Raw genomic sequence first — 25,586 nt, forward strand, 5'->3', positions numbered from 1 at the left:
TGTCCATGGAATTTTGATCCACAGATTCTGGGCCTCCCTAAATCATCATCATCTTTCTTTTCTCTCTTTATTCTTTAAAGAGGCGAGGACAGCGGACGGGGATAAGATCATGGAATGGCTCGCGCCGTATTACACGTGGATCAAGGCTCTGCATGTCATGGCCGTCATTGCCTGGATGGCAGGCCTGTTCTATCTTCCCCGACTTTTCGTCTACCATGCAGAAAAGGCCGTTGTGGGATCAGAGCTTGATCGGACCTTTCGTGTGATGGAACTGAAGTTGCTGCGCGTCATCATGAATCCGGCGATGATCACCGCCTGGGTCTGCGGTCTGCTGCTGATCGCGATGGGTGGCCTGGATTTTGGTGCGGTCTGGGGATGGGCGAAGATCGTGGCCGTGATCGCGATGACGGCCGCACATATCTGGATGGCGGCCCGCCGGCGCGAGTTTGCGGCAGGTCAGAACTCGCGGTCCGGTCGCAGCTATCGCATCGCGAACGAGGTGCCGACGCTCCTGATGGTCGTGGCTGTCATCGCCGTGATCGTCAAGCCGTTCTGAGCCGTCGTTGACTTTGCATCGCGGGCCGCTTAACTGTACGGCGCGCATCCCGTCCGGGTGTCTTGCGTCTTCCCGACCTGACCTCTTTGAAACGCCCTGAGCGGCGCTGGAACCTTACCCATGTCCGAACACCGTTTGAACCTTGCCGACCTGAAGGCCCAAAGCCCGAAGGACCTTCTGTCGATGGCTGAAGAGCTCGAGATCGAGAACGCGTCGACGATGCGCAAGGGCGACATGATGTTCGCGATCCTGCGTGAACGCGCGGATGAGGAATGGCTGATCGGCGGCGATGGCGTGCTGGAGGTGCTTCAGGATGGCTTCGGGTTTCTGCGGTCACCCGAAGCCAACTATCTGCCGGGTCCGGACGACATCTATGTGTCACCGGACATGATCCGGCAGTATTCGCTGTCAACGGGTGACACGGTCGAAGGGACCATGAAGGAACCCAATGACAACGAACGTTATTTCGCGCTGAAGACTGTCGAAAGGATCAATTTCGAAGATCCCGAAAAGACCAAGCACAAGGTCGCCTTCGAGAACTTGACGCCGCTTTATCCCGATGAGCGGCTGAAGATGGAAGTCGATGCTGAGCACGACAAAAAGGACCGGTCCGCCCGCATCATCGACCTGGTCTCGCCGATCGGCAAAGGCCAGCGGTCGTTGATCGTGGCCCCACCGCGGACCGGTAAGACCGTGCTGTTGCAGAACATCGCCCATTCCATCGAGAAGAATCACCCGGAAATATACCTGATTGTCCTGTTGATCGACGAACGCCCGGAAGAAGTCACCGACATGCAGCGCAGCGTTAAAGGGGAGGTCGTGTCGTCGACCTTTGACGAACCCGCTTCGCGCCACGTCGCCGTGTCAGAGATGGTGATCGAAAAGGCAAAGCGGTTGGTGGAACACAAGCGGGACGTGGTGATTCTGCTGGACTCGATCACGCGCCTCGGACGGGCCTTCAACACGACGGTGCCGTCGTCGGGTAAGGTGCTGACCGGTGGTGTCGACGCGAACGCTCTGCAGCGACCCAAGCGGTTCTTCGGTGCGGCGCGCAATATCGAGGAAGGCGGATCGCTGACGATCATCGCGACAGCACTGATCGACACAGGTTCGCGGATGGACGAGGTAATCTTTGAAGAGTTCAAGGGCACCGGCAACTCCGAGATCGTTCTGGATCGCAAGGTCGCCGACAAGCGCGTGTTCCCGGCGATGGATATCCTCAAATCCGGTACCCGCAAGGAAGAATTGCTGGTCGAAAAGGCCGATCTTGCCAAGACCTACGTCCTGCGTCGAATCCTGAACCCGATGGGCACGACGGATGCGATCGAATTTCTGATCGGCAAGCTGAAGCAAACCAAGACGAACGCCGATTTTTTCGACTCGATGAACACCTGATATCTGCAAACCAACAACGGGTTACGCGATGGATACGATCTATGCTCTCGCTTCGGCACCCGGCCGGGCGGGCGTGGCCGTATTCCGGATCTCTGGTCCTGAAGCGGTCGAAATCGCAGGGGCAATGCTGTCGAATTTGCCCCCGTCGCGCGGAGTAAGACGGCTTTTTGACGCCAATGGTGCTGTCATAGATGAAGCACTCGTTCTCTATTTTGCAGAGAATCACAGCTTCACGGGCGAAACTGTCGTGGAATTTCAATCGCATGGAAGCATGGCAGTTGTAGCGGCCGTATCTGCCCGGGTTGCAGAACTGGGCGGCCGTATGGCAGAGCCTGGCGAGTTCACCCGGCGCGCGCTGGAGAACGGGCGGCTTGATCTTGCGCAGGTGGAAGGTCTTGCCGACTTGATCGACGCCGAGACCGAGGCGCAGCGCAAGCAAGCGCTTCGGGTGTTCCAGGGTTCTCTGGGACACACCGCCGAACGTTGGCGAACGGACCTTATTCGGGCTGCTGCTCTGATCGAAGCCACCATTGATTTTGTTGATGAAGACGTGCCCATCGACGTTTATCCTGAAGTTTCAATCCTGTTGACCCGCACCCTTGCCGATATGACCAGAGAAATAGCTGGTGCGGGTATCGCCGAACGCATTCGGCACGGCTTCGAGGTCGCTATCGTGGGACGCCCGAACGTGGGAAAATCGACCTTGCTGAATCGCCTTGCCGGACGCGCTGCGGCGATTACGTCGGAAATTGCTGGAACAACCCGGGACGTCATTGAAGTGCGGATGGATCTGGCTGGTCTTCCAGTGACGCTTCTGGATACAGCCGGGGTCCGGGATACTGTGGACCGAGTTGAACAACTTGGGGTGCAACTTGCACAAGACCGTGCGCGTGCGGCTGATCTACGCATTTTCTTGGTGGAGGCTGGGGACGTACCACCCATTGCCCCAGTCGACGGCGATCTGGTGTTGCAGGCAAAGGCGGACCTAGGGGGTCTGGGCGTCTCTGGATTGACGGGGGCGGGTGTTGACAAGATGGTCGGTCGCGTCACCGAAATTCTAAAGGCGCGCGCTGTCGGGGCAGGCTTGGCAGTGCGAGATCGTCATCGCCAAGCCATTCAGTCCGCCACATTAGCAATTGGATCTGTACAGAACGGAATGCGGTTGGGCGCCTCGGCAGATCTTTTGGCCGATGACATTCGTGCAGCCTTGCGTGCGGTTGACATGATCGTTGGTCGGGTAGATGTAGAAGACCTTCTCGACGAGATATTCAGCAGTTTTTGCATCGGAAAGTGAGGATGTTTCACGTGAAACATTTTGACGTCATTGTTGTCGGAGGAGGCCATGCGGGTTGCGAGGCCGCGTTGGCTTCCGCGCGTACGGGCGCTTCAACGGCCCTCATCACGATGTCGTTGCAAGGCATTGGTGTCATGTCGTGCAACCCCGCAATTGGCGGCTTGGGAAAAGGGCATCTCGTCAGAGAAATAGATGCACTTGGCGGTGCGATGGGACAAGTCGCTGATGCGTCTGGCATCCAGTTTCGCCTCTTGAATCGCACAAAGGGTCCAGCTGTGCAGGGTCCTCGTACCCAGTCCGACCGCATTCTGTATCGCGCTAGCATGCAGGATACGATGCGTCGTCAAGCGAATTTGACGTTGATCGAAGGCGAAGTTACCGACTTTGGCGTCGCAGGCGGCGCAATCTCGCAAGCCATCATGGCGGACGGTACGGCATTGAATTGCCGGGCCATGGTGCTGACCACAGGGACGTTTCTACGCGGCGTGATCCATATCGGAGACGTCACATCAGCCGGTGGCCGAATGGGCGACAAGGCGTCGGTGCGAATGGCGCAGCGCCTGGATGCGATGGATCTTGCGATGGGTCGCCTTAAAACCGGGACGCCACCACGATTGGACGGCAAGACGATTGCTTGGGACCGGCTAGAGAAGCAGCTTGGCGATGACGAGCCTTCACTATTTTCATTCATGCCGCAGTCCACGACCATACCTCAAGTTGCTTGCGGCATCACCCACACGAACGAAAAGACGCATGACATAATTAGGGCCAATCTATCCCGGTCGGCAATGTATGGTGGTCATATCAAGGGCGTCGGGCCGCGATATTGTCCGTCGATCGAGGATAAGGTCACGCGATTTGCGGAGAAGTCGTCCCACCAGATCTTTCTGGAACCGGAAGGTCTGACGACAGATACCGTCTATCCAAACGGCATTTCGACGTCACTGCCCCCCGACGTTCAGGACGACTACGTTCATTCGATCCCGGGTTTGGAAAAGGCTGTCATCCTGCAACCAGGCTACGCCATCGAGTACGATTTTATCGATCCCCGCAATCTGAATTCCGGATTGGATCTCAAGGCATGTCACGGTCTTTATCTGGCGGGTCAGATAAATGGCACGACAGGGTATGAAGAAGCTGCAGCACAGGGATTGGTTGCGGGATTGAATGCCGCGCGACGGTCGCGCGGAGAGGAAGCTGCCAATTTCAGCAGAACAACGTCCTATATCGGCGTGATGATTGATGACCTTACGACGAAGGGCGTCACTGAACCGTACCGAATGTTCACCTCTCGGGCAGAATTCAGGCTTGCATTGCGGGCTGACAATGCTGACCAGCGATTGACGGAAATCGGGCATCAGCTCGGCCTGATCGATAGCTTGCGTTGGGATGCGTTCGATCGGAAAATGAATTCCATCAAAGCCTCTACCGTTCGACTCGAAGCATTGACGGTGTCGAGCGGCGACCTCGTCAAAGCTGGCATAAATGTCAGTTCTGACAGCCCAAATCGATCAGGGCTGGCAGCGCTGTCTTTAGCAGATTGCAGTTTTGAATCGCTGGTTGGCGTGATCCCGGAACTCGCAGATATCGAGCCGGAAGTGGGTCGGCAGATTCGCAATGATGCGCTTTACCTTACCTATATCAAACGGCAGGCCCGCGATGTCGAAGCGCTCCGACGCGATGAAACACTTCGTATTCCCGACAATTTCTCATACGATGACCTTCCGGGGCTCTCGAACGAAATTACCATCAAATTAAGGCGCACCCAGCCGCGTAACATGGCCCAACTTGCGGCAATGGAAGGGATGACGCCCGCCGCGACTTTGCTCGTTTCGGCTGCCATTCGGCGTAGCGCCATGAAGGCGGCTGGATGACAAGTCATTCGCTCGAGCAGCTTGATGTTTCACGTGAAACAATTGAACGGCTGAGGACGTATCACGATCTATTGCTGAAATGGACCTCAGCCATCAACCTGATCTCACGATCCACTGTCAGCGACGCATGGGATCGGCACATCGTGGATTCTGCCCAACTTTTTAAGCTACTTCCGCCGAATGCGACAATGCTCGTCGACATTGGTAGCGGTGGTGGCTTACCTGGCCTTGTGCTGGCAATTATGGCATTGGAGCAACGCCCCCGGCTTCAGACGATCCTTATTGAAAGCGATCAGCGCAAAGCGACGTTCCTACGTGCGGTTGTCCGAGATCTTTCTTTGAATGCGGAGGTCAGAGCAGTCCGCATCGAGTCCGTTACGGACATCGCGTGCGACGTCGTTACCGCCAGAGCACTGGCTCCGCTCCCGGAGCTCTTGCCATTCGCAAAAGCTTTGATGAAACCTGAAGGAGTGGCTTTGTTTCAGAAAGGGAAAGGCGCTGGAGAGGAATTGACGTCAGCACGCCAGAAGTGGAAATTCGAGGTGGAGATCCACCCCAGCCTGACAGATCCCGACGGACGCATCCTTGAGATCAAGGACATCGCCCGTGCCGACCAGTAGAACCGCTGAGGCACGCATTCTTGCCGTGGCCAATCAGAAAGGCGGCGTCGGAAAAACGACTACGACCATCAATCTTGGAGCGGCTCTGGCCGAGTTGGGCAAGAACGTTCTTTTGATCGACCTTGATCCGCAAGGCAACGCATCGACCGGTCTCGGGATCGGTGCCGAAAAACGGACCGTAACGACATACGACTTCCTTGTCGGTGACGCGACTCCAGCGGACGCCGTGCAAACGACAACGGTCCCCGGTCTGTCGATCATCCCGGCGACGACCGATCTTAGTTCGGCTGATATCGAATTAATATCGAACGAAAAACGTTCATTTCTGCTGTTCGATGCACTGCGTCAGCTGCCGATGGATGCATTTCAGTTCGATTACATCCTGATCGATTGCCCACCATCTCTGAACATTCTGACCGTGAACGCCATGGTCGCCGCCCATGCGGTCATCGTCCCTCTGCAAAGCGAATTCTTTGCGCTTGAAGGCCTGTCACAGCTGATGCTGACAATCCGCGAAGTGCGACAGGCAGCGAATAAGAACCTTCGGATCGCCGGCGTGGTGCTGACCATGTATGACCGACGCAACAACCTGTCACAGCAAGTCGAGGCGGACGCCCGCGAGAACCTGGGCGAGCTGGTATACAGGACGATCATTCCGCGGAATGTCCGGCTTAGCGAGGCACCGTCCTTTGCAATGCCGGTGCTGACCTATGACAGCAATTCCGCCGGTGCGCAGGCCTATCGTGATCTCGCGGTCGAGGTCATGGCTAAAGACACCCATGCGATGAGAAGGGTCAGCTAATGGCAATCACTCCCAAAACCCGTGGTCTTGGACGCGGACTTTCCGCACTTATGGCAGATGTAGCGTCTGACCAGACAGATACTACCACATCTACCAGACGCCGCGCTGATCTGACGGTAGCTGTCGAGCGAATCAGACCCAACCCCGATCAGCCCCGCCGGACCTTCGATGCTGATGCTTTGGCGGACCTTGCCAATTCAATTCGGGAAAAGGGTATTATTCAGCCCCTGATCGTCCGCGTCGCACCCGAAGACCCCGACCTGTTCGAAATCGTTGCGGGTGAGCGCCGCTGGCGAGCCGCGCAAATGGCGCAGCTTCACGAATTGCCCGTGCTCGTGCGCGAGTTCAACGACACCGAAGTGCTGGAAATCGCGATCATCGAGAACATCCAGCGCGCCGACCTCAATCCGGTCGACGAGGCTGCCGGATACCGCCAATTGATGGAGCGATTTGGCCACACGCAGGAACAGCTGGCGACCGCCCTCGGCAAAAGCCGCAGCCATATCGCCAATCAGATGCGCCTACTTCAGTTGCCTACGGAGGTTCTCGAATGGCTGTCGGACGGCAAGCTGTCGGCGGGACATGCCAGGACCCTCGTGGGGCATCCTGATGCCAAATCATTGGCGCAGCAGATGATCGCCAAGCAGATGTCAGTGCGCGAGGCCGAGCGTCTGACAAAGAAGGACCCTACTGCCGAACGCTCGTCCAAGCCGTCGCGCAGCCGGGAAAAGGACCCCGATACCGTCATGCTGGAGAGGGAGCTTTCCGCCGCGCTGCGCATGGGCGTCACTATCGATCACGCGGCGGGGCAGGAGGGTGGCAAACTGACGATCGCCTACAAGTCACTGGCGCAGCTTGACGATCTGATGCGGCAATTGACCGGCGACTAGTCCACCAGCAGACTACGCAGCACACCGTTTAGCACCGGACGCCCGGCAGGAGTGACGCGCAGTCGATCCGGGTCGTCGGCCAGCAACCCCATCGCCACCAGGTCATGCACCTGCGTCGCGTCTGGATCGAATCCATTCGCCCGCAGCCGGTCGCGTTCAATCCCTTCGCGCAACCGCAGACCCATCAACAGCAACTCCGTGCGATGGTGTCCGGCAGTCACGATCTCGCGCGGCGCTTCGCCTGCGCCGGTTCGTTCGACTTGCAACAGCCAGGGCAGGGGCTCCAGACCCGTCGACGTTGCCCAGCGGACGCCATCCGTCGTCAGACGGCCCTGCGCGCCCGGACCAATCCCGATGTAGTCGCCAGATTGCCAATAGATGCCGTTGTGAATGCTTGCGGCACCCTGGCGGGCGTGGTTGGAAATCTCGTAGCCATCCAGCCCGGCCGCGCCGCACATCTCTTGCGTCATCAGATACATGTCGGCACCCAAGTCGTCATCCGGCAGGCCGCGCAATTGACCGACCGCTGCACGGGCACCAAAGACCGTGCCATCCTCGACGGTCAGTTGATAGAGCGACAGGTGGTCGACGGCCAATGTCAGGGCCTGTCCAAGCTCGGTCTTCCAGTCAGCCAGGCCTTGATCCTGACGCGCATAGATCAGATCAAAGCTCACCCGGTCGAACACGCTCCGCGCGATGTCGAAGGCGCGCATCGCTTCCTTCGCGCTGTGCATCCGTCCCAGTCGTCGCAGATCACCGTCGTTCAGCGCCTGCACGCCCAGAGACACGCGGTTGACGCCCGCCGCGCGGTAACCGGCAAAGCGACCGGCCTCGACCGAAGTGGGATTCGCCTCCAAGGTGATTTCGATATCGTTCGCTGTCGGCCATGTCGCGCGGATCTGGCGAATGATCGCATCCACCAATTCGGGGGACATCAGGCTTGGCGTGCCGCCGCCGAAGAAGACGGATTGCAGGACCCGTCCTTCAGTTTCTTGCCCAAGACGTGCGATCTCACTGAGGTATGCAGCCTGCCAGCGGGCTTCGTCGATGTTTGCCACGACGTGAGAGTTGAAGTCGCAATAGGGGCATTTCGCCTTGCAGTACGGCCAGTGCAGGTAAAGCCCGAAGCCACCTGCGCGCCAATCGTCCGGGGGGATCATGTCAGGCAAAGCAGCCAGCCAGCAGTTTGGCAAAGGCATCGGCTCGGTGGCTGATCCGGTTCTTTTCCCAGCGGTCCATTTCGCCGAAGGTCACATTGCTCCCCTCCGGCTGAAAGATCGGGTCATAGCCGTGACCTTGACCGCCGCGCGGCGGCCAGACGATCTGTCCCGGCATCACGCCCGGAAATACTTCGTCATGCCCATCGGGCCAGGCCAGGACCAGGGTGCAACAGAACCGCGCCGTGCGTGGGAACGCGGCGTTGGCCGCCTCGAGCGCGTCCCAGGCCCGCTGCATCGCGATACCAAAGTCGCGGCCGGCGGGCGTTTCGGCCCAGTCCGCAGTCCGAACACCGGGCGCGCCGTTCAAGCCGTCAATCTCGATCCCGCTGTCGTCGGCCAGTGCCGGCAGACCCGTCGCCTTTGCCGCGGCATGGGCCTTGATCCGGGCATTGCCGACGAATGTCTCTTCGGTCTCGTCCGGTTCCGGCAAACCGTGATCCGCGTTCGACGTCAGGGTGACACCGTAGGGCGACAGCAGATCGGCAATTTCCTCGAGCTTGCCCGCATTATGCGTCGCGATCACCAGTTGGGTGCCGTCGAACCGGCTCACTTCACCGCCTCCAGCTGCACACGGTTCAGTTCACCGACCCCGGCTTCGGCCAGGTCCAGCAGGCGGTCCATTTGGGCACGGCTGAAGGTGGCACCCTCTGCCGACATCTGCACCTCGACCAGCTTGCCAGCCGTCATGATGAAGTTGCCGTCGACGCCCGCCTCGCTGTCCTCGGGGTAGTCGAGGTCAAGGATCTCCTGCCCGGCGTAGATGCCGCATGAAATCGCCGCTACCGGATCGATCAGCGGATCAGAAATCACGATCCCGGCCTTCATCAATTGGTTGACCGCCAGCTTCAGCGCGACCCATCCACCGGTGATCGACGCGCAGCGCGTGCCGCCGTCGGCCTGGATGACGTCGCAGTCCACCGTGATCTGCCGTTCGCCCAGCGCGACACGATCCACGCCAGCCCGCAACGACCGCCCGATCAGACGCTGGATCTCCTGAGTCCGTCCGCTTTGCCCGTTCTTTGCCTCGCGCCGCATCCGCGTGTGGGTGGCACGCGGCAGCATCCCGTATTCCGCCGTGACCCAGCCCAGCCCAGAATTCTTCAGAAACGGCGGCACGCGTTCGTCGATCGTCGCGGTGCACAGCACATGGGTGTCGCCCATGCGGATCAGGCAGGACCCCTCGGCATGGCGCGTGACGCCGGTTTCGATGCTGACGTCACGCATTTGGTCGATCTTCCGGCCGGAGGGGCGCATGGGCTGGTCCTTTCAAGGTTGCGTTCGTCGGATACGCCGCCCATCTATGAAATCCAAGCCCGATTGACGCGACGCACCCAGACGCTTTAATGGCCCAGCCCCCGCATACGGAACCCCATGCCCGACCGTACCCCCAAGATCGACGACATGAACGCCCGCTCGCGCGAGGTCTTCCGCCGCATCGTCGAAGGCTACCTTGAAACGGGCGTGCCGGTAGGGTCTCGCAGTCTGACCCGGACGATGACCGAACAGGTCAGCGCCGCGACGATCCGCAACGTCATGAACGACCTTGAATACCTCGGCCTGCTGGGTAGCCCGCATGTCAGCGCCGGGCGCGTGCCGACCCAGCTTGGCCTACGGATGTTCGTCGACGGCCTGCTGGAGGTGGGTGATCTGTCCGGGGAGGATCGGTCCCGGATCGACCAGACGCTTGGCACCGGCGACGACGACGTGGCAACGATGCTCGACCGGGTCGGCTCTGCGCTGTCCGGCGTCACGCAGGTCGCAAGCCTCGTGCTGACGCCCAAGCACGAGGCCCCGATCCGTCACATCGAGTTCGTCTCGCTGTCAACGACCCGCGCGCTCGTGGTGCTGGTCTTTGCCGACGGTCACGTCGAAAACCGGCTGTTCACGCCGCCCTTGGGCCAGACTCCCAGTTCAATGCGTGAAGCGGCAAATTTCCTGAACGCCATTGCCGAAGGCCAGACCCTGTCGACCCTCGGGGCCGTCATCGCACGTGAAATCAAGGCGCGGCGCCAAGAGATCGATACCCTTGCGGCAGAGCTTGTCCAGTCCGGTGCGGTCCTGTGGGAAAACGAAGGCGAACAGAACGAACGTCTGATCGTGCGCGGGCGCGGCAATCTGCTGGCCGATCCCGAACAGGCCGGCAACATCGACCTGATCCGCAGCCTCTTTGACGATCTGGAACGCAAGCGCGACATCGCGCAATTCCTGGAACTGGCCGAGGATGGCGACGGCGTGCGCATCTTTATCGGGTCAGAAAACAAACTTTTCTCACTTTCGGGTTCCTCTCTGGTCGTTTCTCCTTATATGAACGCCGACCGCAAGATCATTGGCGCCGTGGGCGTCATTGGTCCCACCCGGCTGAATTACGGGCGCATCGTGCCCATCGTGAACTACACAGCACAGCGGGTCGGCCAGATGATCGCCGACCGCACCTGACAGGAAGTGACCATGTCCGACGAGAATACCGAACCGATGACCCTTGACGAGATGGCCGCCGAAGGCGACGCCATGGATGCGGCGGGCGAAGAGGTTCTGGCCCGCATTGCGACCCTCGAAGCGGAACGCGACGAGATGCGCGACAAGTTCATGCGCGCGCTCGCCGATGCCGAGAACACGCGCAAGCGGGCCGACCGCGACCGCAAGGAAGCCGAGAACTACGGGTCTTCCCGCATGTCGCGCGATCTGTTGCCGGTCTACGACAACCTGCGTCGCGCATTGCAGTCGGCGGAAGAGGCCGATCAGGCCGCCAATGCCGCGCTGCTCGAAGGCGTGGAACTGACGATGAGAGAGCTGATCTCGGTTTTCAAGAAGCACGGTATCGACCCCATCGTGCCGCAGGTCGGCGACAAGTTCGATCCGAACCTGCACCAAGCCATGTTCGAAGCCCCAGTGCCCGGCACCAAGTCGGGTCACATCATCCAGGTGTCGACCGAAGGTTTCATGCTGCATGACCGACTGCTGCGCCCCGCGCAGGTCGGCGTGTCGTCCATGCCCGCGAGCTGATTTCGCCGCGCCTTGCGCGGCGACCCGGGGGGGGCTTTGCCCCCGGACCCCCAGGATATTTTTGACCAGAAGAAGCGTGGGTCGGCACAGTGCTGCTATTTGCCGGTCGTGTCCTTCAGCAACTCTCTCAACTCATAGACCAGCGCCAAGGCGTCTTTCGGTGACAGATCGTCCGGCAGGATGTCACGCAGCCGATCCTCGATGAGCGAGTGTTTCACGGGCACCGGTGGCGGGGACGGGGTGGCGGCAAATAGCGGCAGGTCGTCGATGACCGCCCGTCGCGCAGCACCGCCTTCGCGTTCGCCTTTTTCCAGTGCATCCAGTACGACCTTGGCACGGGCGACGACAGCGGCGGGCAGGCCGGCCAATCGCGCGACCTGCACGCCATAGCTACGGTCGGCGGTGCCCTTTCTGACCTCATGTAGAAAGATCACGTCGCCCTCCCACTCCTTCACGCTGACGGTCGCGTTGTCGACGCCCGCCAGCTTGGCCGATAGGCTGCTCATCTCGTGGTAGTGGGTGGCGAACAGGGCGCGGCAGCGGTTCACGTCGTGCAGGTGTTCCAGCGTGGCCCAGGCGATCGACAGGCCGTCATAGGTTGCGGTGCCGCGCCCGATCTCGTCCAGGATCACAAGCGCGCGGTCGTCCGCCTGATTGAGGATCGCAGCGGTTTCGACCATTTCGACCATGAACGTGGATCGGCCCCGCGCCAGATCATCGCTGGCACCGACGCGGCTGAAGATCTGGCTGACGATGCCGATCCGGGCTGCGGTGGCCGGCACGAAGGCTCCCATCTGCGCCAGCACGGCGATGAGGGCGTTCTGGCGCAGATAGGTCGACTTGCCGGCCATGTTCGGCCCCGTCAGCAGCCAGATCGGTGTCTCGGTCAGGTCGCAGTCATTTGCGACAAATGGCGCGCCGGATTTGCGCAGAGCGTCTTCGACCACCGGATGCCGCCCGCCGGTCACGTGAAACGCGCGGCTGTCGTCGATCACGGGCCGCACCCAGCCGTCTTGCCGCGCCAGATGCGCCAGTGCGGCAGAGAGGTCGATTTCGGCCAGGGCACGTGCCAGTTGGCCAAGTGCCGCCTGACTATTCATAGTTGACGCTGAAAGGTCTGCGTAGAGCCGCTTCTCGATCTCCAGCGCCTCGCTGCCCGCATTGAGGATGCGCGATTCGATCTCGTTCAGGTCGACGGTCGTGAACCGGACCTGGTTGGCCGTCGTCTGTCGGTGAATGAAGGTGTCCGACAGGGGCGGTGCCATCATGCGTTCCGCATGGGTGGCGGTCGTCTCTATGAAATAGCCCAGAACGTTGTTGTGCTTGATCTTCAGCGCGTTGATGCCTGTCTGCGCGATGAAGTCGGACTGCATCTGTGCAATGACGCTGCGGCCTTCGTCACGCAGTTTGCGCGCCGTATCCAGATCGTCGTCATAACCGGAGGCAATGAAGCCGCCGTCGCGGGCCAACAGCGGCGGCTCTGCGACCAGTGCCGCGTCAAGGAGTGAGAACAGATCATCCTGGCCGATCAGATCGTGCGAAATCCGGTCGAGCAAGGTCGGCAGTTCCGCTTTTGTCAATATCGCATGCAAGAGACCGGCCTGTCCGATCGTGTTCCGGATCGCGGCCATGTCGCGCGGGCCGCCCCGGTCAAGCGACAACCGCGACAAGGCACGGTCCAGATCGTGCACGCCGCGCAGAAGGTCGCGCAGGTCGGCGGTCAGCGTGGCATCGTCGACCAGCGCGGCAACCGCCTCTTGCCGTGCCGTGATCGTATCCAACCGACGCGAGGGCGACGACAGTCGTCGTTCCAGAAGCCGCGCGCCCGCGGCCGTGACCGTGCGGTCGATGGCATCCAGCAGCGACCCGGCACGACCACCGCCCATGGCGTGGGTCAGTTCAAGCGACCGGCGTGTCGCGGCGTCGATCTGCATGATCGCGGCACGGTTTTCCTGAACGGGAGGGCGCAGCAGCGGCAGGTTGCCTTTCTGCGTGATCTCGAGGTATTCCACCAGTCCTGCAAGGGCTGCGACCTCGGCCCGGTTGAAGCTGCCGAAGGCGTCAAGCGATCCGACGGCAAATAGGGTGCAAAGCCGCTTCTCGCCCTGCGTGCTGTCAAAGGCGGATCGGCCCAGCGGCGTCATGCTGCCGCCATTCTCGGTCACCGTTTCGCGGAAATCGGCCTCTGATCCGTCTGCGACCAGGACTTCGCGAGGGGAGAGCCGTGCCAGTTCGGGGCCTAGCCCGACGACAGGGCATGCCATCACCCGCAGCGCCCCGGTCGAGATATCGACCCAGGCGAGCGCGGTCGAGTCCCGTACCTGCGCGATTGCCGCAAGGAAATTGTGCCGCCGCGCGTCCAGCAACGTGTCCTCGGTCAGGGTCCCGGGGGTCACCAGGCGCACGACGTCGCGGTTTACGACGGACTTCGATCCGCGCTTTCTGGCCTCCGCCGGGTCCTCCATCTGTTCGCAGACAGCAACCCGGAAACCTTTGCGGATCAGTGTCAGAAGGTAGCCTTCGGCACTGTGAACGGGCACACCGCACATGGCGATATCCTCGCCCAGATGCTTGCCGCGCTTGGTCAGTGCGATGTCCAGCGCGGATGCCGCTGCAACGGCATCGTCAAAGAACATCTCGTAGAAATCACCCATCCGGTAAAACAGTATGGCGTCCGGATACCCTTTTTTCAGGTTCAGATATTGCGCCATCATTGGCGTCATGTCAGCTTTCGCGTGTTCAGTCATTGTTTCCATCCGCGTTCCGGATTGCCTATCATGCCCGTGTCAAAGTTAGAATTGCCTGTTGATGATCGTGACCGGCCGATGCCCTATCTGGTAGTCGATTTCGACCGCCCCATCGGTGAAGGGACTGAAAGACGTGTGGTGGATCATCCGGAACGCCCCGGCCGGGCGGTCAAGGTCTACAATGAGCGGCGACCACAGATGGTGGCCAAGGGGATGGCGGGCTGTGCCTATCGCTTTTCCCCGGCCGTGCGCAATCGCCGCCAGAGGCGAGAGCTGGAATGCTTTCTTGACCTGCACATGCGCGGAATGACCGCATCGCCGGACCTGCCGATCGCCAGCATCGTCGGTTTTTGCCAGACCAGCCACGGCCCCGAACTCGAGGTTGAGAAGATCAGGCGGACGGCTGCGAGCGACGAGGCCGCTCCCAATCTGCGGTGGCTTCTGGCACGCCCGCACCAACGTCCTGCTTTGCCGGGGCTGCTGAACGACCTGATGGATCGGCTTGACCGCTTTGGCATTTATGTCAGCGACGCCAACCATGAAAATCTGATGCTGTCCGACGTGAACGGTCAACGGCGATTGGTCATGGTCGATGGCTTCGGCGATTTTCGCCTGATCCGCCTGTTTCCGCATTCACCTTTCATGATCCGGCGCAGCATCCGCCGTGCCTTTCGTGCGCATGCGAAAGAGTGGGGTCTGGCGTGGGACGACGCCAGTGGACGCTTCGCGGTAAACCTGCCTTAATGGCTGCCGCCGCAACTCCTGACAGGAATACCCATGTCCAAGGCCAAGATGACACGCGAGGACGCGCTGGCGTTCCACCTGATGCCGACTCCCGGCAAATGGGAGGTGACGGCAACGGTGCCGATGACCACACAGCGGGACCTGTCTCTGGCCTATTCCCCCGGCGTGGCGATCCCCTGCGAAGAGATCTTCGCCGATCCCGCCACCGCCTATGACTACACAAACAAGGGCAACCTCGTCGCCGTGATCTCGAACGGCACAGCTGTCCTTGGCCTTGGCAATCTGGGTGCGCTGGCGTCGAAACCGGTGATGGAAGGCAAGTCGGTCCTGTTCAAACGGTTTGCCGACGTCAATTCCATCGACATCGAACTGGACACCGAAGACCCCGACGCCTTCTGCAATGCCGTGCGCCTGATGGGACCGACCTTTGGTGGCATCAACCTCGAGGATATCAAGGCACCGGAGTGTTTCATCATCGAGCAGCGGTTGAAGGAAGAGATGGACATCCCCGTCTTTCACGACGACCAGCACGGCACCGCCGTGATCTGCGCCGCCGGTCTGCTGAACGCGCTCCACATCTCGGGCAAGAAGATCGAGGATGTGCGCATCGTTCTGAACGGCGCGGGTGCCGCCGGGATCGCCTGTCTCGAATTGCTGAAGACGATGGGCGCGCGGCATGACAATTGCATCATGTGCGATACCAAGGGCGTGATCTGGCAAGGCCGCACGGAGGGCATGAACCAGTGGAAGTCCGCCCATGCCGCGAACACATCGGCCCGGTCGCTGGCCGACGCGATGAAGGGGGCTGACGTCTTTCTGGGGGTCAGTGCAAAAGGGGCCGTGACGCCTGAAATGGTGTCGGATATGGCCCCCAATCCTGTGATCTTTGCCATGGCGAACCCCGACCCGGAAATTACCCCGGAAGAGGCGCACGCCGTCCGCTCGGATGCCATCGTCGCAACCGGGCGCAGCGATTATCCCAATCAGGTGAACAATGTCTTGGGCTTTCCATACCTGTTTCGCGGTGCGCTGGACATCCATGCCCGCGCCATCAACGACGAGATGAAGATCGCCTGTGCCCATGCCTTGGCGCAATTGGCACGAGAGGACGTGCCGGAGGAGGTCGCCGTCGCCTACGGCAAGAAACTGACCTTCGGGCGCGATTACATCATCCCGACGCCGTTCGATCCCCGGCTGATCCACCGCATCCCGCCTGCCGTGGCGCGCGCCGGTATGGCGACCGGCGTGGCGCGGCGTCCGATCATCGACATGGACGCCTACGAGGCGTCGCTGAAATCCCGCATGGACCCGACGGCCAACATCCTGCGCGGCCTCAATGCCCGTGCGCGGGCGGCGCAGGCATCGGTGATCTTTACCGAAGGCGACGACGCCCGCGTCCTGCGTGCCGCCATCGCCTATCAACGGCAAGGGCTTGGCAAGGCGCTGGTCGTCGGTCGGACGAAGGACGTGGAGGCGCTGTTGACCGCCGAGGGGTTGGCCGACGCGATCGAGGAACTCGAGGTCGTGAACGCGGCGAATACCCCGCACCTGGAGACCTACAAGGCGTTTCTTTATGAACGGCTTCAGCGCAAGGGGCATGACCGGCAGGACGTCCACCGCCTTGCGGCGCGCGACCGCCACGTCTTTGCCGCGCTGATGCTGGCGCATGGCCACGCGGACGGCATGGTGACAGGGGCGACGCGCAAATCGGCGCATGTGCTGGAACTGATCAACCACGTCTTCGATGCTGGCCCGCACGACGGGGCCGTGGGTGTTACCGCCGTTCTGAACCGGGGCCGCATCGTGCTGATCGCCGATACGCTGGTGCATGAATGGCCCGATCAGAACGATCTGGCCGATATTGCCGAACGTGGTGCCGCCGTCGCCCGCGATCTGGGACTCGAACCGCGCGTTGCCTTCCTGTCCTTTTCCACATTCGGCTATCCGGTGTCAGAGCGGGCCGAGAAGATGCACGTGGCGCCGACCGTCCTCGACGCACGCGGCGTCGATTTCGAATACGAAGGCGAGATGACCGTGGACGTCGCCCTCAACCCCGCCGCGCAGGCGCATTATCCGTTCAGCCGTCTGACCGGACCGGCGAACGTGCTGGTCGTGCCCGCACGCCATTCGGCCAGCATCAGCGTCAAGCTGTTGCAGGAAATGGCCGGTGCCACGGTGATCGGGCCGATCCTGACCGGCATCGACAAGCCGATCCAGATCTGTTCGACCGTCAGCACGGTGAACGACATCCTCAACATGGCGGTCATCGCCGCCTGCAAGGTCGGATAAGATGGCAATCTGGAACCTCGGATCGATCAACGCCGATTTCGTCTATGCGGTGCCACATATTCCCGGCCCGGGCGAAACCCTTTCATCGACAAAACGAGAGATCTTTCTGGGCGGCAAGGGGACCAACATGTCCGTCGCGGCCGCCCGCGCCGCAGCGACCGTGCATCACATCGGTGCCGTGGGTGATGACGGCGAATGGGCTGTGGACCGGCTGATGGAATACGGCGTCGACACGCGCTTCATCGCGCGGGTGGACGAGGATACGGCGCAAGCCGTCATTACCGTGGATCCGCAGGGCGAGAACATGATCATCCTCTTTCCCGGTGCGAACAACGCGATCCCGCAGGCCATCCTGCAAGAGGCGATGGCTGAGGCGCAGACCGGAGACTGGCTGCTGATCCAGAACGAGACGAACCTGCAACGCACCGCCGCGACGCTAGGCAAGAAGATGGGGCTGAAAGTGGCCTATGCCGCGGCCCCCTTTGATGCCAACCGGGTGCAGGCCGTGCTGCCCCACCTCGATCTGCTGTTCCTGAACGCGGTCGAGGCGGATCAGCTTGAAAAGGCGACGGGCCAGCGGCCCGAGGCGCTGGGCGTACAAGACGTGATCGTGACGCTGGGTGGCGATGGGGCCGACTGGTTCGGCCCCGAAGGCCGCCGCCACTTCGACGCGATCCCGGTGACGCCTGTGGACACGACGGGTGCTGGCGATACCTTTACCGGCTACGTCCTGGCAGGCCTCGACCGGGGGCATCCGATGGCACAGGCGATCAATCTGGCAATGCGGGCCGCGGCACTGATGGTCACGCGCCACGGCACCGCCGATGTGATCCCCGACCTGAAGGATCTGAAAGATTTCAGACCCTGAGCCGGATCATTTCAGGAAAGGCGCGTTCGCACCCCAGATCTGCTGGACCCGTGCATCACGACCGCACCCCTCGCGGTAGAAGTCGTAGGCTTCGCTTTGCCGCTTTGGTCCGCCGCGCGTCAGGATCAACTTGTCACCCTTGTAGTAATCCTGATGATAGGCCTCTGCGGTATAAAAGTCGCTGGCCTGCACGATGGGCGTGACAAGCTGGCGGCCCAGTTCCTGCTGTGCGTCCGCCTTGGCCGCCGTCGCCGCATCGGCCTGCGCCTGCGTGGCCACGAAGATCGCGGTGCGGTAGCTGTCGCCCCTGTCGCAGAACTGGCCATTCGGATCGGTCGGATCGATGCTGCGGAAAAACAGGTCCATCACCTCGCGGTAGCTGATGACATTATTGTCGAAGGGGATCATCACCGCCTCATAGTGGCCGGTATTCCCGCGCGTGACCTGATTGTAGGTCGGATTCGCCGTGGTGCCGCCGGTATAGCCGGATATCACATCGCCCACGCCCTCGACGCCTTCAAAGTCGGCCTCTACACACCAGAAGCAGCCTCCCGCGACGATGGCGGTTTCCTGTGCCGCCTGTGCGCCCAGTGGCGTCAAAGCGAAGATGGTGCCAGCGGCCATGCCCAGGGTGTTGACCCTGAGGCCTTGAAAAACATTCTTCATGTCGGTTCCTCCTGTTGTGGCCAACCTGCATCCCCTAAGATTGGCGAAGCAAGCAATCCGCCACCCAGGTCACGCGGGTTTGACTAGCGCGATTGATCTGCAACAGGAAACGCCATGCCCGCCGACGTTACGACCCACCAAGCCGCCGAAGATGCCCGCAACGACGCGATCCTGATCTGGGTCGACGGCACTTTGAAGCCCAAGGCAGAGGCAACGGTCAGTGTCTATGACAGCGGTTTCCTGCTGGGCGATGGTGTATGGGAGGGGTTGCGTCTGTATGACGGCCACTGGGCTTTTCTTGACGACCACATGGACCGCCTGTTCGAGGCTGCGAAGGCGATCGACCTCGACATCGGGCTTGACCGCGCCGGGGTGATCGCCGCGCTGCGTGCAACGCAGCAAGCGAACGGCATGACCACCGACGCCCATGCGCGGCTGATGGTGACGCGCGGTGTCAAGGTGCGCCCGTTCCAGCACCCCTCGCTGTCGCAGTCCGGGCCGACGATGGTCATCATCATGGAACATTCAACGCCCTCGATCCCGCGCCCGATCACGCTGGCGACCGTTCCGCACCTGCGCGGCCTGCCGATGACACAGGACCCGAAGCTGAACTCTCATTCCAAGCTGAACTGCATCCTGGCCTGCATCGCCGCGCAAAAGGCCGGCGCGGACGAGGCGTTGATGCTGGACGTGCATGGCTTCGTGAACACGACCAACGCCTGCAACTTCTTCATCGTGCGCAAGGGCGCTGTCTGGACCAGCACGGGTGACTACTGCATGAACGGGATCACGCGGCAGAAGGTGATCGACCTGTGCCGGGCAAACGACATTCCGGTTCACGAACGCAATTTCTCGCTCGTCGATACCTACGGCGCGGATGAGGCGTTCCTGACCGGCACCTTCGGTGCACAGACTCCGGTCGGTCACATCGACGGTCGCCAGATCGGCGACGGCCAGTTGGGCCCCGTCACCACGCGCATCCGTGGCCTTTACAAAGACCTGATCGCGACCCGTCCATGAGGATTGCAATGTGGTCAGGGCCGCGGAACCTGTCGACCGCGATGATGTATGCCTTTGGCGCACGCCCGGATTGCGCGGTCTGGGATGAACCGTTCTACGCCCCCTATCTGGCGCAGACCGGGATTGACCACCCGATGCGCGACGCGATCCTTGCCGCGCATGACGCGGACGCGGCCCGCGTCGCCGCCCGCTGCTCCGGCCCGATCCCGGACGGAAAGCCGCATTTCTACATGAAGCATATGCCGCATCAGATGGTGGTGGGGTTCCCGCTGGACTGGGCCGCGGATTGCGTGAACGTCCACCTGATCCGCCATCCCGCCCGCGTCGTCGCCAGCTACGGAGCCAAGCGGAACAGCGCCACGGACACCGATATCGGCTTTGCCGCGCAATCCGCGCTTTACGATCTGATCGGCGGCCTTGTCATCGACAGTGCGGACATCCGCGCCGATCCCGCCGGGATGTTGCGAACTCTGTGTCACGCCATCGGCCTGCCTTTCGACCCCGCCATGTTGTCCTGGCCAAAAGGTGGTCACCCGCAAGATGGCGTCTGGGCCACGCACTGGTATGGCGCAATCCACGCCAGCACCGGGTTTGCCGGACCCGAGGGGCCGTTGCCGGTTCTGCCGGGTGAGGCTGCCGCCCTCGTCAAACGGGCAATGCCGCATTACGATCACCTGTCTGAACAGGCGCTGAAAAAAGATATGACCGCCTGAAACTCTGTGCCGGACTGAACCGTGCCTGTCCCGAACGCAGCTTGAAATTATTCGGGCTGCAGTCTTGTTATGCGTCACCCCGTCATTGGATGAAGCGTAACAATCGGCTGTTAACGAGTATCCTGTTATGCCCCGCCCGCATCATTAATGCAGGCGGGGTTGTTCGTCACTTCATGCGGCGCGCGCGCGAGGCGAGCAATTTAAGCCGCAGCGCGTTCAACTGGATGAAGCCCTGCGCGTCGGTCTGATCGTAGGCACCGGCGTCATCCTCGAATGTGACATGCGCCTCGGAATACAGGCTCTTGTCCGACCAGCGCGCGACGGTGCGGGCGGACCCCTTGTAAAGCTTCACCCGCACGGTGCCGCTGACGTGTTCCTGGCTCTTGTCGATCAGGGCCTGCAGCATTTCGCGCTCTGGCGAGAACCAGAAGCCGTTGTAGATCAGCTCGGCGTAACGCGGCATGATGCTGTCCTTCAGGTGGCCAGATCCGCTGTCGAGCGTGATCTGCTCGATCCCGCGATGCGCCTCCAGCAGGATCGTGCCGCCCGGTGTTTCGTAGATGCCGCGCGATTTCATGCCGACAAATCGGTTTTCCACCAGATCGAGCCGCCCGACGCCGTGCTTGCCACCCAGTTCGTTCAGGTGCGTCAGGATCGTCGCGGGCGACATCGTCTCGCCATTGATCGCTGTCGCGTCACCACGCTCGAAGGTGATCTCGACCATCTCGGCGGTGTCGGGGGCGTCTTCCGGGGCGACCGTGCGCTGATAGACGTAATCGGGCGCTTCCTGCGACGGGTCTTCCAGCACCTTGCCTTCGGATGACGTGTGCAGCAGGTTCGCGTCCACGCTGAACGGTGCCTCGCCGCGCTTGTCCTTGGCGACAGGAATCTGGTTCTTTTCCGCGAATTCAAGCAGCTTCGTCCGGCTGGTCAGGTCCCATTCACGCCAGGGCGCGATCACCTTGATGTCGGGGTTCAGCGCGTAGGCCGCCAGTTCGAACCGCACCTGATCGTTGCCCTTGCCGGTGGCACCGTGGGCGACCGCATCGGCCCCGACTTCGGCCGCGATCTCGACCAGCCGCTTGGAAATCAGCGGCCGCGCGATCGAGGTGCCCAGCAGATAGAGCCCTTCGTAAAGCGCATTGGCGCGGAACATCGGGAACACGAAGTCGCGCACGAATTCCTCGCGCACGTCCTCGACGTAGATCGCGGATGCCCCCATCATCTCGGCCTTCTTGCGGGCGGGCTCCAGTTCCTCGCCCTGACCCAGATCGGCGGTAAAGGTCACGACCTCGCAACCGTATTCCGTCTGCAGCCATTTCAGGATGATCGAGGTGTCCAGACCGCCCGAATAGGCGAGGACGACTTTCTTGGGGGCGGTCATGGATGCTGGCCTTTGTGTCAATGTGCGTTGATCCCGCGCGATACTGGTTTTCCGCAAAGGGGGCAAGGATTTGCCTGCGGCCTGACCCGCAGGACCGTTTATATCGTGCCACGGATCCGAACGGTGCCGTCATGCGCCAAATTCATTAGGACTCTGTCAAGACTTTCATTGAATCCATTTGGAAAATCGGCCGATGTTTCGCATGCGAAACATTAGGTTTCTGATATGTACTTCGCCAGAAAGGCCGCATCGCCGTCGTTCGCCAGCGCATCGCGCGCCACGGTGGGGTCAAGCCATAGCGCCCTGTGGTGCGGCTCGCTCGGCGGGCCAAGACGGCGGACGGGGTGCGCGACATAGACATGGCACAGCTTTTCGGCGTGACGCTTGTATTCCGGCATCCAGGTGAACCGGCGGAAGGCACCCAGACGCCGGGGGCGACTAATGGACCAACCGGTTTCCTCAAACACTTCGCGGTGCAGCGCGCGCAGCGGATGTTCGCCCAGATCAATGCCGCCGCCGGGCAGCTGCAATTCATGATGCGGCTCGCCTTGCCAAGTCATCAGCATGGCGCCGTCGCGCGGCAGGATGGCATAGACCCCCACCCGCAAGCCGTAGCGCTGCCCATTTTGCGGCACCTCGCCATACCGTCTGATCATGGCTCTCCCCTTGGACCCGTGCTTGCGGTGCCTATATGGTGGCGGTATGCCAAATCCGACCCTGTAAGGAAAGCCCATGACCCTTGGCTCTCGTATCGCCTGGGACGACACTGTCCTGCCGTTCCAGCTTGACGCCTCCGACATCCGGGGCCGCGTTGCCCGTCTTGATGGCGTGCTGGAGGATGTGCTGAAGCAGCACGACTATCCGGCAGCCGTCGAAGGACTGGTAGCCGAGATGTGCCTGCTGACCGCGCTGATCGGCCAGACCATGAAGCTGCGCTGGAAGCTGTCCTTGCAGGTGCGCGGATCGGGTGGTGCCGTGCGTCTGCTGGCGACGGATTACTATGGCCCGACCGAAGACGGCCAGCCCGCCCGGATCAGGGCCTATGCGTCCTACGACAAGGATGCACTGGACAGCGGCGCTCCGGCATTCGACCAGATCGGCAAGGGTTACTTCGCGATCCTGATCGACCAGGGCGAGGGCACGCAACCCTATCAGGGCATCACGCCTTTGGCCGGTGGATCGCTGTCGTCCTGCGCCGAGACCTATTTTGCCCAGTCCGAACAGATCCCGACCCGCTTTGCCCTGACCCACGGTCGCAGCACGCTGGCCGGCGAAGGCGAGCACTGGCGCGCCGGTGGCGTGATGTTGCAACACATGCCCAAGGCGTCGCCGCTGATGAACGACGCCGGCGGGTCCGGCGAAGGCGGTCTGCTGGCTGCCGAGGATATCCTCGATGAGGATGAGGGCGAAAACTGGCGCCGCGCGAACATGTTGCTGGATACCGTCGACGCGCTGGAACTGATCGGCCCGACCGTTCAGCCGACGGACCTGCTCGTGCGTCTGTTTCACGAAGAAGAGCCGCGCGTCTACGATCCGCAGCCTGTCACCTTCGGCTGCACCTGTTCTGCCGACAAGGTCAGGCAAAGCCTGTCGATCTATTCGGCCAAGGACATCGGCCACATGACCACGGACGAAGGCATCGTCACCGCCGACTGCCAGTTCTGCGGCGCGCATTACGAATTCCAGCCCGAAACCCTTGGGTTCGAGGCTGAGTCTTCCGATGGCGACGCCTGATCTGGAGGCCAGACTGAAAGAGGCGCTGACCCGGCCGGGTCGGCCCTCGACCGACTTCGATCTGAACCCCGGCGTGTCCGGGCCTGAGGGGCGCATCCTGCGTCCCGCTGGCGTTCTGATCGCCATCTGCCCCAGAACCGAGACTGTTTTCCTGACGCAAAGGTCGGCCGCGTTGAAACATCACCCGGGGCAGGTCGCCTTTCCGGGTGGCAAGCAGGATGCCGGCGATCCGACCCCGGCGGCCGCTGCCCTGCGCGAGGCGGAGGAGGAAATCGGCCTGCCGCGCGAGCAGGTCGCGGTCATCGGTCAGATACCAGAGCATGAGACAGTGACGGGGTTTCTGATGACGCCCGTTCTAGGACTGATTCAGGGAAACTTCACGCCGCGGGCCGAGGCCGGCGAAGTGGCAGAGGTCTTTCAGGTTCCTTTTGCGCATGTGACGAACCCTGCCAGTTTTGTCGTCCAGTCCCGCCGGTGGCAGGGGCGGCAACGGCATTACTACACCATTCCCTTTGGACCGTATTATATCTGGGGCGCGACGGGCCGCATCCTGCGCGCCCTTGCGGATCGGATGCACCCATGAAGATTGCGCCCGACTGGCTGAACGATCCTGCCGCGCAGAAGGTCTGCGCGATGCTGACCAGTGCGGGCCATCAGGCCTGGTTCGTGGGCGGTTGCGTCCGCAATGCGCTGATCGGCGCGCCCGCCAGCGATCTTGACCTGACAACGGATGCGCGGCCGCAAACCGTCTCTGACCTTGGGAAAGCCGCGGGTTTCAAGGTCGTGCCCACGGGAATAGATCACGGCACCGTCACCGTGGTCGTCGATGGAGCGCCGTTCGAGGTCACGACCTTTCGCCGCGACGTGGACACCGACGGACGTCACGCCACCGTGGCCTTTGCCGACACCCCAGAGGAAGATGCGCGGCGGCGCGACTTCACGATGAACGCGCTTTATGCGGCCCCCGACGGCACCCTGCTCGATCCGCTGGGCGGTATCCCCGACGCGCTGGCCGGGCATATCCGGTTCATCGGAGATGCCGGCCAGCGCATCCGTGAGGACTATCTGCGCATCCTGCGATTCTTCCGCTTCTTTGCCTGGTATGGCGATCCGGCACTTGGCATCGATGCCGATGGGCTTGCAGCCTGTGCGGACCATGTCGACGGGATTGACGCTTTGTCGGCCGAACGCATCGGGCAAGAGATGCGCAAGTTGCTGTCGGCACCCGATCCTGCGCGCGCAATTGCCAGCATGGCGGCGAGCGGAGCGCTGCTGCGCGTATTGCCGGGGGCCGGTCCCGACGCACTGACAGTATTGATCCATATTGAGGAAGAAGCCAGATCAGAGCCTGATTTTATCCGTCGTCTGGCAGCCCTGGGCGGCGATCTGGCGCGGTTGCGGCTGACAAATGCAGAAATGTCCCGCCACGCGATCCTGCGCGACATGGACCCCGGCACAGGAGAGGTTGCCTATCGCCACGGTGCTGCCATCGCCATCGACCGGGCGATGGTGCTGGCCGCATCGCTGTCGCAACCGATCAGCGCCGCCGATCTGGCCGCCGCGCGGCTGGGAGATGGGCAGGTCTTGCCTGTGAAAGCCGCGGATTTCATGCCGCGTCTGCAGGGGCCGGCGCTGGGCGCGGCCCTCAAACAGGCCGAGGCGCGCTGGATCGCGTCGGGTTTCACGCTGACACGGGATGAACTGCTGCGTTAGGGTTTCCCTTTCGGACCGCTGGGCCTACATCTGTTGTCCGAGAGACAGAGGCAT

At 61.6% G+C, this 25,586-nt stretch carries 24 protein-coding genes; 17 read left to right on the top strand and 7 right to left on the bottom strand.

The features are described 5' to 3' along the window. Positions 1 to 109: 109 nt before the first annotated feature. The 7 genes from hemJ to ACOI1H_RS00840 all read left to right on the top strand — a co-directional run bounded on the left by hemJ (position 110) and on the right by ACOI1H_RS00840 (position 7,431). Positions 110 to 556 carry a protoporphyrinogen oxidase HemJ gene (gene hemJ / locus ACOI1H_RS00810; protein WP_422434813.1) on the top strand — a complete coding sequence of 149 codons (447 nt, stop codon included), beginning with the start codon at positions 110 to 112 and terminating at the stop codon, positions 554 to 556. Positions 557 to 676: 120 nt separating this feature from the next. Next, positions 677 to 1,951, top strand: a complete 1,275-nt coding sequence (gene rho, locus ACOI1H_RS00815; RefSeq protein WP_422434814.1) for a transcription termination factor Rho — start codon at positions 677 to 679, stop codon at positions 1,949 to 1,951. 28 nt (positions 1,952 to 1,979) lie between these two features. Continuing rightward, positions 1,980 to 3,245: a tRNA uridine-5-carboxymethylaminomethyl(34) synthesis GTPase MnmE gene (mnmE, locus tag ACOI1H_RS00820; protein WP_422434815.1), complete on the top strand. Its 1,266-nt coding sequence runs from the start codon at positions 1,980 to 1,982 to the stop codon at positions 3,243 to 3,245. A gap of 2 nt (positions 3,246 to 3,247) precedes the next feature. After that, positions 3,248 to 5,119 (top strand): tRNA uridine-5-carboxymethylaminomethyl(34) synthesis enzyme MnmG, encoded by a 1,872-nt coding sequence (gene mnmG, locus ACOI1H_RS00825; RefSeq protein ID WP_422434816.1) that lies wholly within the window; start codon positions 3,248 to 3,250, stop codon positions 5,117 to 5,119. Next, positions 5,116 to 5,739, top strand: coding sequence for a 16S rRNA (guanine(527)-N(7))-methyltransferase RsmG (gene rsmG / locus ACOI1H_RS00830; protein WP_422434817.1), 624 nt, complete (start codon positions 5,116 to 5,118; stop codon positions 5,737 to 5,739). The genes mnmG and rsmG overlap by 4 nt, the downstream gene beginning before the upstream one ends. Continuing rightward, positions 5,726 to 6,541, top strand: a complete 816-nt coding sequence (locus ACOI1H_RS00835; RefSeq protein WP_422434818.1) for a ParA family protein — start codon at positions 5,726 to 5,728, stop codon at positions 6,539 to 6,541. Before rsmG ends, ACOI1H_RS00835 begins: the two co-directional genes overlap by 14 nt. Next, on the top strand, positions 6,541 to 7,431 hold the full coding sequence (locus ACOI1H_RS00840; RefSeq protein ID WP_422434819.1) for a ParB/RepB/Spo0J family partition protein: 891 nt from the start codon (positions 6,541 to 6,543) through the stop codon (positions 7,429 to 7,431). Before ACOI1H_RS00835 ends, ACOI1H_RS00840 begins: the two co-directional genes overlap by 1 nt. Here the strand turns inward: ACOI1H_RS00840 and hemW are convergent. From hemW to rph, 3 genes are read right to left on the bottom strand one after another with little or no spacing between them, the layout of a single operon-like run. Then, positions 7,428 to 8,591, bottom strand: coding sequence for a radical SAM family heme chaperone HemW (gene hemW, locus ACOI1H_RS00845; RefSeq protein WP_422434885.1), 1,164 nt, complete (start codon positions 8,589 to 8,591; stop codon positions 7,428 to 7,430). The genes ACOI1H_RS00840 and hemW overlap by 4 nt on opposite strands. Position 8,592: 1 nt before the next feature. Beyond that, positions 8,593 to 9,201, bottom strand: a complete 609-nt coding sequence (gene rdgB / locus ACOI1H_RS00850; RefSeq protein WP_422434820.1) for an RdgB/HAM1 family non-canonical purine NTP pyrophosphatase — start codon at positions 9,199 to 9,201, stop codon at positions 8,593 to 8,595. After that, positions 9,198 to 9,905, bottom strand: coding sequence for a ribonuclease PH (rph, locus tag ACOI1H_RS00855; RefSeq protein WP_422434821.1), 708 nt, complete (start codon positions 9,903 to 9,905; stop codon positions 9,198 to 9,200). The genes rdgB and rph overlap by 4 nt, the downstream gene beginning before the upstream one ends. A gap of 117 nt (positions 9,906 to 10,022) precedes the next feature. On the opposite strand from rph, the gene hrcA reads away from it, so the two are divergent. Together hrcA and grpE are read left to right on the top strand one after the other, a co-directional pair. Next, a complete protein-coding gene (hrcA, locus tag ACOI1H_RS00860) occupies positions 10,023 to 11,087 on the top strand; it encodes a heat-inducible transcriptional repressor HrcA (protein ID WP_422434822.1) in 1,065 nt (354 codons plus the stop codon). A 12-nt stretch (positions 11,088 to 11,099) separates the two neighbouring features. Next, positions 11,100 to 11,654 carry a nucleotide exchange factor GrpE gene (gene grpE, locus ACOI1H_RS00865; RefSeq protein WP_422434823.1) on the top strand — a complete coding sequence of 185 codons (555 nt, stop codon included), beginning with the start codon at positions 11,100 to 11,102 and terminating at the stop codon, positions 11,652 to 11,654. 95 nt (positions 11,655 to 11,749) lie between these two features. On the opposite strand, the gene mutS is transcribed toward grpE, so the two are convergent. Further along, positions 11,750 to 14,401, bottom strand: a complete 2,652-nt coding sequence (gene mutS, locus ACOI1H_RS00870; RefSeq protein WP_422434824.1) for a DNA mismatch repair protein MutS — start codon at positions 14,399 to 14,401, stop codon at positions 11,750 to 11,752. 78 nt (positions 14,402 to 14,479) lie between these two features. Here mutS and ACOI1H_RS00875 point away from each other — a divergent pair, with 78 nt between their 5' ends. Genes ACOI1H_RS00875 through ACOI1H_RS00885 form a run of 3 tightly spaced genes read left to right on the top strand, consistent with a single transcriptional unit; the run spans position 14,480 to position 18,302 of the window. Then, positions 14,480 to 15,145: a YrbL family protein gene (locus ACOI1H_RS00875; protein WP_422434825.1), complete on the top strand. Its 666-nt coding sequence runs from the start codon at positions 14,480 to 14,482 to the stop codon at positions 15,143 to 15,145. A 33-nt stretch (positions 15,146 to 15,178) separates the two neighbouring features. Then, complete coding sequence (locus tag ACOI1H_RS00880; protein ID WP_422434826.1) at positions 15,179 to 17,434, top strand: NADP-dependent malic enzyme; 2,256 nt, start codon at positions 15,179 to 15,181, stop codon at positions 17,432 to 17,434. A 1-nt stretch (position 17,435) separates the two neighbouring features. After that, positions 17,436 to 18,302, top strand: coding sequence for a ribokinase (locus tag ACOI1H_RS00885; RefSeq protein ID WP_422434827.1), 867 nt, complete (start codon positions 17,436 to 17,438; stop codon positions 18,300 to 18,302). Between the two features lie 6 nt (positions 18,303 to 18,308). On the opposite strand, the gene msrA is transcribed toward ACOI1H_RS00885, so the two are convergent. Continuing rightward, on the bottom strand, positions 18,309 to 18,968 hold the full coding sequence (msrA, locus tag ACOI1H_RS00890) for a peptide-methionine (S)-S-oxide reductase MsrA (protein ID WP_422434828.1): 660 nt from the start codon (positions 18,966 to 18,968) through the stop codon (positions 18,309 to 18,311). A gap of 114 nt (positions 18,969 to 19,082) precedes the next feature. Here msrA and ACOI1H_RS00895 point away from each other — a divergent pair, with 114 nt between their 5' ends. Beyond that, entirely contained in the window at positions 19,083 to 19,988 is a 906-nt protein-coding gene (locus tag ACOI1H_RS00895; protein WP_422434829.1) for a D-amino acid aminotransferase, read from the top strand. 8 nt (positions 19,989 to 19,996) lie between these two features. After that, positions 19,997 to 20,701, top strand: coding sequence for an HAD family hydrolase (locus ACOI1H_RS00900; RefSeq protein ID WP_422434830.1), 705 nt, complete (start codon positions 19,997 to 19,999; stop codon positions 20,699 to 20,701). 166 nt (positions 20,702 to 20,867) lie between these two features. Here ACOI1H_RS00900 and ACOI1H_RS00905 read toward each other — a convergent pair whose 3' ends face one another. Both ACOI1H_RS00905 and ACOI1H_RS00910 read right to left on the bottom strand, forming a co-directional pair. Then, a complete protein-coding gene (locus ACOI1H_RS00905; RefSeq protein ID WP_422434831.1) occupies positions 20,868 to 22,085 on the bottom strand; it encodes an argininosuccinate synthase in 1,218 nt (405 codons plus the stop codon). Between the two features lie 212 nt (positions 22,086 to 22,297). Further along, on the bottom strand, positions 22,298 to 22,741 hold the full coding sequence (locus ACOI1H_RS00910) for an NUDIX domain-containing protein (RefSeq protein WP_422434832.1): 444 nt from the start codon (positions 22,739 to 22,741) through the stop codon (positions 22,298 to 22,300). A gap of 76 nt (positions 22,742 to 22,817) precedes the next feature. On the opposite strand from ACOI1H_RS00910, the gene ACOI1H_RS00915 reads away from it, so the two are divergent. From ACOI1H_RS00915 to ACOI1H_RS00925, 3 genes are read left to right on the top strand one after another with little or no spacing between them, the layout of a single operon-like run. Beyond that, the gene (locus ACOI1H_RS00915) at positions 22,818 to 23,819 is read left to right on the top strand and encodes an Hsp33 family molecular chaperone HslO (RefSeq protein WP_422434833.1); all 1,002 of its coding nucleotides are present in this window, start codon (positions 22,818 to 22,820) and stop codon (positions 23,817 to 23,819) included. Next, complete coding sequence (locus ACOI1H_RS00920) at positions 23,806 to 24,402, top strand: CoA pyrophosphatase (protein ID WP_422434834.1); 597 nt, start codon at positions 23,806 to 23,808, stop codon at positions 24,400 to 24,402. The genes ACOI1H_RS00915 and ACOI1H_RS00920 overlap by 14 nt, the downstream gene beginning before the upstream one ends. Beyond that, on the top strand, positions 24,399 to 25,532 hold the full coding sequence (locus tag ACOI1H_RS00925; RefSeq protein WP_422434835.1) for a CCA tRNA nucleotidyltransferase: 1,134 nt from the start codon (positions 24,399 to 24,401) through the stop codon (positions 25,530 to 25,532). The genes ACOI1H_RS00920 and ACOI1H_RS00925 overlap by 4 nt, the downstream gene beginning before the upstream one ends. Positions 25,533 to 25,586: the final 54 nt, after the last annotated feature.

Origin of the sequence: Loktanella sp. DJP18 (assembly GCF_049310965.1) — a bacterium.
GTDB lineage: Bacteria > Pseudomonadota > Alphaproteobacteria > Rhodobacterales > Rhodobacteraceae > Loktanella.

What these genes read in the sequence shown, in the direction of transcription:
- hemJ (WP_422434813.1), top strand. Translation starts at nt 110, where the DNA reads ATGGAATGGCTCGCGCCGTATTACACGTGGATCAAGGCTCTGCATGTC.
- rho (WP_422434814.1), top strand. Translation starts at nt 677, where the DNA reads ATGTCCGAACACCGTTTGAACCTTGCCGACCTGAAGGCCCAAAGCCCG.
- mnmE (WP_422434815.1), top strand. Translation starts at nt 1,980, where the DNA reads ATGGATACGATCTATGCTCTCGCTTCGGCACCCGGCCGGGCGGGCGTG.
- mnmG (WP_422434816.1), top strand. Translation starts at nt 3,248, where the DNA reads ATGTTTCACGTGAAACATTTTGACGTCATTGTTGTCGGAGGAGGCCAT.
- rsmG (WP_422434817.1), top strand. Translation starts at nt 5,116, where the DNA reads ATGACAAGTCATTCGCTCGAGCAGCTTGATGTTTCACGTGAAACAATT.
- ACOI1H_RS00840 (WP_422434819.1), top strand. Translation starts at nt 6,541, where the DNA reads ATGGCAATCACTCCCAAAACCCGTGGTCTTGGACGCGGACTTTCCGCA.
- hemW (WP_422434885.1), bottom strand. Translation starts at nt 8,591, where the DNA reads ATGATCCCCCCGGACGATTGGCGCGCAGGTGGCTTCGGGCTTTACCTG.
- rph (WP_422434821.1), bottom strand. Translation starts at nt 9,905, where the DNA reads ATGCGCCCCTCCGGCCGGAAGATCGACCAAATGCGTGACGTCAGCATC.
- hrcA (WP_422434822.1), top strand. Translation starts at nt 10,023, where the DNA reads ATGCCCGACCGTACCCCCAAGATCGACGACATGAACGCCCGCTCGCGC.
- grpE (WP_422434823.1), top strand. Translation starts at nt 11,100, where the DNA reads ATGTCCGACGAGAATACCGAACCGATGACCCTTGACGAGATGGCCGCC.
- mutS (WP_422434824.1), bottom strand. Translation starts at nt 14,401, where the DNA reads ATGACTGAACACGCGAAAGCTGACATGACGCCAATGATGGCGCAATAT.
- ACOI1H_RS00875 (WP_422434825.1), top strand. Translation starts at nt 14,480, where the DNA reads ATGCCCTATCTGGTAGTCGATTTCGACCGCCCCATCGGTGAAGGGACT.
- ACOI1H_RS00880 (WP_422434826.1), top strand. Translation starts at nt 15,179, where the DNA reads ATGTCCAAGGCCAAGATGACACGCGAGGACGCGCTGGCGTTCCACCTG.
- ACOI1H_RS00885 (WP_422434827.1), top strand. Translation starts at nt 17,436, where the DNA reads ATGGCAATCTGGAACCTCGGATCGATCAACGCCGATTTCGTCTATGCG.
- msrA (WP_422434828.1), bottom strand. Translation starts at nt 18,968, where the DNA reads ATGAAGAATGTTTTTCAAGGCCTCAGGGTCAACACCCTGGGCATGGCC.
- ACOI1H_RS00895 (WP_422434829.1), top strand. Translation starts at nt 19,083, where the DNA reads ATGCCCGCCGACGTTACGACCCACCAAGCCGCCGAAGATGCCCGCAAC.
- ACOI1H_RS00900 (WP_422434830.1), top strand. Translation starts at nt 19,997, where the DNA reads ATGTGGTCAGGGCCGCGGAACCTGTCGACCGCGATGATGTATGCCTTT.
- ACOI1H_RS00905 (WP_422434831.1), bottom strand. Translation starts at nt 22,085, where the DNA reads ATGACCGCCCCCAAGAAAGTCGTCCTCGCCTATTCGGGCGGTCTGGAC.
- ACOI1H_RS00910 (WP_422434832.1), bottom strand. Translation starts at nt 22,741, where the DNA reads ATGATCAGACGGTATGGCGAGGTGCCGCAAAATGGGCAGCGCTACGGC.
- ACOI1H_RS00915 (WP_422434833.1), top strand. Translation starts at nt 22,818, where the DNA reads ATGACCCTTGGCTCTCGTATCGCCTGGGACGACACTGTCCTGCCGTTC.
- ACOI1H_RS00920 (WP_422434834.1), top strand. Translation starts at nt 23,806, where the DNA reads ATGGCGACGCCTGATCTGGAGGCCAGACTGAAAGAGGCGCTGACCCGG.
- ACOI1H_RS00925 (WP_422434835.1), top strand. Translation starts at nt 24,399, where the DNA reads ATGAAGATTGCGCCCGACTGGCTGAACGATCCTGCCGCGCAGAAGGTC.